Raw genomic sequence first — 5920 nt, forward strand, 5'->3', positions numbered from 1 at the left:
CCACACCTCCAAGCACGGCGAATCGAAGGTGCTGCGCGAGTGCACCCTGCCCCTGACCGGCAAGGGCGTGGTGGACCGGATCATCACCAACCTCGGCGTGCTCGACGTCGGCCACAAGGGCCTGCACCTCGTCGAGCTGGCCGACGGCGTGACCGAGGCAGAACTGCGCGCCGCGACCGAGGCGACGATCGTCTGACGGCCCCGGCCCGAAGCCGCGTTGGCGTCCGGCCCCTCCCACTCAGCCGCCGGCGGCTGCCATGACGGCGCGCTGGCGGATGAGGGCGAGAATGATGTCGATGGTCGGCGTGCGTGCCGGGGTCGGTGCAGAGCCGGTCGCGGGTTGCATGGGTCAGGGCGGAAATCGGGTTGAAGGAGAGGTTCCCCTGAGCTTCCCCCAGATCTCGTCCCGCAGCTTCGGCCGCCCGGGCGCCTTCTGCCCCGCCGCGGTGAGAGCGGTCGGTCCTGGGAATTCGGCAAGGCATTTGGGCGTTCCGGCCCCCTCGGCCCGCTGCATCCTCTGTCGAAGGTCTGGAATCCGCCCGAGGAGCGCATCGAACTGAAGGTGAACGGCGCGCTGCCCCCCGTGGAGCGCGGCGACACAATGGAAGCGGGGATCGCCGGGCTTGGAACCCTGACCGTTCGCGTTGTCTGATCCTCACTCTTCGCCCGGCCCCCCGACGGGCGCCCGGCGGAAATCCGCGGCGCGGGGATGCCTTTTCCGCCCCGGCCCGCACGGCGGATTTGCGCGTCGCGCGCGACAGTGTATACCATGGTGCACAATCTAGGACGATTCTCGACAACCCCTGAGGACGAGGCGACAGGATGGCCGACAGCACGACCCCCGACATCATCTACACCAAGGTGGACGAAGCCCCGGAACTGGCCTCGGCGTCGCTTTTGCCGATCATCCGGGCCTTTGCCGGCGCGGCCGGCGTGGCGGTCGGCACCCGCGACATTTCCCTGGCCGGGCGCATCATTGCCGCCTTCCCCGAACGGCTGACCGACGCGCGGCGGCAGGGCGACGACCTTGCGGTGCTGGGCGAGATCGTCGGGCAGCCCTCGGCAAACGTCATCAAGCTGCCGAACGTCTCCGCCTCGACACCGCAGCTCGTCGCCGCGATCAAGGAATTGCAGGCGCAGGGCTACGACCTTCCCGACTACCCCGAAGCGCCCGCGACCGACGCCGAAAAGGACGCCCGGGCGCGCTACGACGCGATCAAGGGGTCGGCGGTGAACCCGGTCCTGCGCGAAGGCAATTCCGACCGGCGCGCCGCGGCCGCCGTGAAGAACTACGCCAAGGCGAACCCGCATTCGATGGGCGCCTGGAGCGCCGACAGCAAGACGCGCGTGTCGACGATGGACGGAAACGACTTCTTCTCCAATGAGAAGTCCGCGATCGTCACCGAGGCGCAGGCCGGCCCCGCGCGGATCGAGCTCGCCGGCAAGGACGGGACGGTCAAGGTCCTGAAGGACAAGGTGCAATACCCTGCCGGCACCGTCGCCGACGCTACCTTCATATCGGCCAGGGCGCTCGACCGCTTCCTGACGGAGCAGATCGAGACCACGAGGGCCGACGGCACGCTCTTCTCGCTGCATCTCAAGGCCACGATGATGAAGGTCTCCGACCCGATCCTCTTCGGCCATGCGGTCCGCGCCTACCTGAAACCGGTGTTCGACCGCTACGGCGCCGACCTGGCCGCCGCCGGCGTGAACCCGAACTCCGGTCTCGGCGCGATGTTCGACACCATTGCCGGGATGCCCAAGGCGGCCGAGATCGAGGTGGCGATCAAGCAGACGCTGGCCAGCCGGCCGCCGCTCTACATGGTGAACTCCGACAAGGGCATCACCAACCTGCACGTCCCCTCCGACGTCATCATCGACGCCTCCATGCCGGCGCTGATCCGGGCCGGCGGCAAGGCCTGGGGACCCGACGGCCGGGAGGCGGACACGAACTGCGTCATCCCCGACAGTTCCTACGCGCCCGTCTATGACGAGACCGTGCGCTACTTCAAGGAGACAGGAGCCCTCGATCCGCGCACGGCCGGAACCGTGCAGAACGTCGGGCTCATGGCGCAGAAGGCCGAGGAATACGGCTCCCACCCGACGACCTTCGAGATTCCCTTCGACGGCACCGTGCGGGTCGTTCTGGCGAACGGCGACGTTCTGCACGAACACGCGGTCGAAGCCGGCGACATCTGGCGCGCGGCCAGCACCCGCAAGGCGCCTATCGAGGACTGGGTGAAGCTCGCCATCGACCGACAGAAGGCCGAGGGCTGCCAGGCGATCTTCTGGCTCGATGCGGCCCGCGCGCATGACGCCGTGCTCATCGGCCTCGTCAAGCCGCTCCTGGAGAAGGCGGGCGCCGCCGACCGGTTCCGGATCCTCTCGCCGCGCGAAGCCACGCGCCTGACCCTCGAAACCATCCGCAAGGGCGAAAATTCCATCGCGATCACCGGCAACGTGCTGCGTGACTACCTGACCGACCTCTTCCCGATCCTCGAGCTTGGCACCTCGGCCAAGATGCTGTCGATCGTGAAGCTGATGAACGGCGGCGGGATGTTCGAGACGGGCGCGGGCGGATCGGCGCCCAAGCACGTGCAGCAACTCGTCGCCGAAAACCACCTGCGCTGGGATTCGCTCGGCGAGTTCTGCGCACTGGGGGAAAGCCTCAACTTCCTCGCCGAGACAAGCGGCAATGCCAGGGCGCGCGTGCTCGGCAAGGCCGTGGATGCGGCGACCCAGGGCATCCTCGACAATGACCGCTCGCCCGAGCGCAAGGTCGGCCAGCCCGACAACCGCGACAGCCACTACTGGTTCGCGCGCTACTGGGCCGAGGCCATCGCCGCGCAGACGGACGACGCGGGCCTCGCCGCACGGTTCCGCGAAATTGCCGACGCGCTCGCACGGGACGAGGCGGCGATCCTGTCGGAACTCGGCGCGGTGCAGGGCAAGCCCGCCGATCTCGGCGGCTACTATCACCCCGATGCGGCGAAGGTCGCGCGCGTCATGCGTCCTTCGGCGCGCTTCAACGCGATCATCGACGGGCTGGCGGCATCGCAGTAGGCGCCCGGTCGGGCGGCACCTGCCAGTAGGTGCCGCCGCCACCGGCCCGCTACTTCGCGCGCACGTAGCTTCCGGGCGCGTCCTCGATCGCCTTCAGGCGGCCCTTTCCGGGCACCCGCGCCGGCACCAGCGTCGCGGGCGAATGCGCCTCGATCCACGCCGACCAAGCCGGCCACCAGGAGCCCTGGTGATGCTCCGCCCCGGCGAGCCAGTCGGCGGCGGAGGCCGGATAGTCATCGCGCGTCCAGTAGCCGTATTTCGGCCGCGCCGCCGGCGGGTTCATCACCCCGGCGATGTGGCCCGAGCCGCCAAGGACGAACTTCACCTCGCCGCCGAGAAGCTGCGTCGTCGGGTAGATCGAGGTCCAGGGCGCGATGTGGTCCTCCTTCGTCGCCAGCACGAAGAACGGCACCTCGATCCGCCCGAGGTCGATCGGCGTGCCGTCGAGCGTGATCTGGCCGGGCTGCCTCAGCCCGTTCTCGATGTAGATCTTCTCCAGATACCAGAGCAGCATCGCCGCCGGCAGCCGTGTGCTGTCGGCGTTCCAGAAGAGGAGGTCGAAGGCCGGGGGCTTCCTTCCCATCAGGTAGTTCATGACGTGAAACGACCAGACGAGGTCGTTTTCCCGGATCATCGAGAACATGTCCTGAAGGTGGTGGTTCTCCAGATACCCCTTGTCCTTCATGTGCGCCCTGAGCACCTTCAGCCGGTCGCGGTCGATGAAGACGCCGATCTCGCCCACGTCGGTGAAATCGACCATGGTGGCGAAGGTCGTGGCGGTGGCGATACGCTTGTCCTTCCGCGCCGCGAGGAGCGCGACGGTCGCGGTCACGAGGATGCCGCCGATGCAGAAGCCGAGGATGTCGAACTTCCTCTCTCCGGTGTCCTTCTCCATCGCGTCGAGCGCGGCGAGGGGGCCGAGCTTCATGTAGTCCTCGAAGCTCAGATCAGCGTGTTCCTTCGTCGGATTGACCCAGGAGATGAGGTAGATGCTGTGCCCCTGGCTCAGCATGTAGCGGACAAGGCTGTTCTCGGGCTTGAGGTCGAAGATGTAGTATTTGTTGATCCAGGGCGGCACGAAGAGCAGCGGGCGCTTCTTCTGCTTTTCGGTCAGCGGCGCATAGTGGATGAGCTGCATGAGCTTGTTCTGGTAGACGACCTTGCCCGGGGTCGTCGCCAGGTCGCGCCCGACCTCGAAGGCGGCGGGATCGTTGGTGGCAATGTCGAGCCGGCCCTGCCCGCGCTCGAGATCCTCGACGAGATTGCGGAAGCCCTCGAGAAGGCTCGCGCCCTCGGTATCGAGGAACCGCTCGCGCGCGGCCGGATTGAGCGCGAGGAAATTCGTCGGCGCCAAGGCGCTCAGCATCTGCCGCGTGTAGAACTTCACCCGCAGCGCATCCTTCGTGCCATCGGGCAGGGTCTTCAGGAACCGTTCCGTCGCGCGTTCCAGTGCAAGGTGCGAATCCCGCAGCCCCCGGGCGATCGGGTCGGCATCCCACTTCCGGTCGCGGAACCGCTTGTCGGCGGCGCCCTGCCCCTCCCCCGCCCAAGCATCGCGCCAGGCCTTCGCCCAGTCCATCCAGGCGTTCTGGGCAAACTCGGTGACGGCGATCGGGTCCGACATGACCTCGGACCAGATCTTCAGGTAGGCGGACAACACGGTGTTGGCGTCGACGATGGAAAACTCGTCGCCCGTGGCCTTGGCGGCGGCGGCGGCCTGGGACTGCGCCAGCACCGCCTGCGCCCGCGCCATGAGGTCGGCCCATTCCTTCAGGCGGCTACCGACTGTGTCCATGTCCATCCTGCGCGTCCTCCTCGTCCGCCGCCCGTCGTCCTGCGACCGCCGGTCCGTGCCGGCAGCTTACCGGCAAGCCAAGGAACAGTCTTGGAAATTCTGCGGTGGCAGCCGCCTGCCAATCGCGATGTCCCCGCCCGCGCCCCGGCTCACACCACCCGCTCGACCATCAGCCGCTTGATCTCGGCGATGGCCTTCGCCGGGTTCAGGCCCTTCGGGCAGGTCTTGGTGCAGTTCATGATGGTGTGGCAGCGGTAGAGCTTGAACGGGTCTTCGAGCTGATCGAGCCTCTCCCCCGTCGCCTCGTCGCGGCTGTCGATGATCCAGCGGTAGGCATGCAGGAGCGCGGCGGGGCCGAGGTAGCGGTCGCCGTTCCACCAGTAGCTCGGGCAGGCGGTGGAGCAGGAGGCGCACATCACGCATTCATAGAGCCCGTCCAGCTTCTTGCGGTCCTCGATCGACTGGCGCCACTCCTTCGCGGGACGGTTGGTCTTCGTCTCGAGCCAGGGCATGATGCTGGCGTGCTGGGCGTAGAAATGCGTCAGGTCGGGGATCAGGTCCTTGATCACCGGCATGTGCGGCAGGGGATAGATCTTCACGTCGCCCTTGATCTCGTCGAGGCCGTAGATGCAGGCCAGCGTGTTGATCCCGTCGATGTTCATGGCACAGGAGCCGCAGATGCCCTCGCGGCAGGACCGGCGGAAGGTCAGCGTCGGATCGATCTCGTTCTTGATCTTGATCAGCGCGTCGAGAACCATCGGGCCGCACTTGTCCATGTCGATGAAATAGGTGTCGACCCGCGGGTTCTCGCCCGTGTCGGGATCCCAGCGGTAGACCTGGAACTTGCGGACGTTCCGGCCCTCGGGTCTCGGCCAGGTCTTGCCGACGCGGACCTTGGAATTCTTGGGAAGCGTGAACTGGACCATGTCTTATCCCTTCCAACCGGGGAGGTCATAGAGCGGCCGTCGCGGGAACTGGCCGGATTTCTGATAGACGCAGGTGGTGTAGAGGGCCGCAGGGTCCTTGCCCTGCAGCCAGTCGGAGGAGACCTCCAGCCGGAGC

The 5920-nt window shown here is 67.1% G+C and carries 3 protein-coding genes and 2 pseudogenes; 2 read left to right on the plus strand and 3 right to left on the minus strand.

Annotated elements, in window-relative coordinates; genetic code table 11:
* Positions 1-196, plus strand: a pseudogene (locus F9K34_RS16370) (succinyl-CoA--3-ketoacid-CoA transferase); the annotation flags it as partial.
* A gap of 106 nt (positions 197-302) precedes the next feature.
* Here F9K34_RS16370 and F9K34_RS19075 read toward each other — a convergent pair.
* Positions 303-454: pseudogene (locus F9K34_RS19075) on the minus strand (oxidoreductase); the annotation flags it as partial.
* Positions 455-822: 368 nt separating this feature from the next.
* Here F9K34_RS19075 and F9K34_RS16375 point away from each other — a divergent pair.
* Positions 823-3063 (plus strand): NADP-dependent isocitrate dehydrogenase, encoded by a 2241-nt coding sequence (locus F9K34_RS16375; protein ID WP_291338189.1) that lies wholly within the window; start codon positions 823-825, stop codon positions 3061-3063.
* A gap of 49 nt (positions 3064-3112) precedes the next feature.
* Here the strand turns inward: F9K34_RS16375 and F9K34_RS16380 are convergent, their stop codons facing one another.
* Positions 3113-4864, minus strand: a complete 1752-nt coding sequence (locus tag F9K34_RS16380) for a PHA/PHB synthase family protein (protein ID WP_291338190.1) — start codon at positions 4862-4864, stop codon at positions 3113-3115.
* Between the two features lie 143 nt (positions 4865-5007).
* On the minus strand, positions 5008-5784 hold the full coding sequence (locus F9K34_RS16385) for a succinate dehydrogenase iron-sulfur subunit (RefSeq protein WP_291338191.1): 777 nt from the start codon (positions 5782-5784) through the stop codon (positions 5008-5010).
* Between the last annotated feature and the right edge of the window lie 136 nt (positions 5785-5920).

The sequence above is a fragment of the Albidovulum sp. genome (assembly GCF_008933605.1).
Lineage (GTDB): Bacteria > Pseudomonadota > Alphaproteobacteria > Rhodobacterales > Rhodobacteraceae > Albidovulum.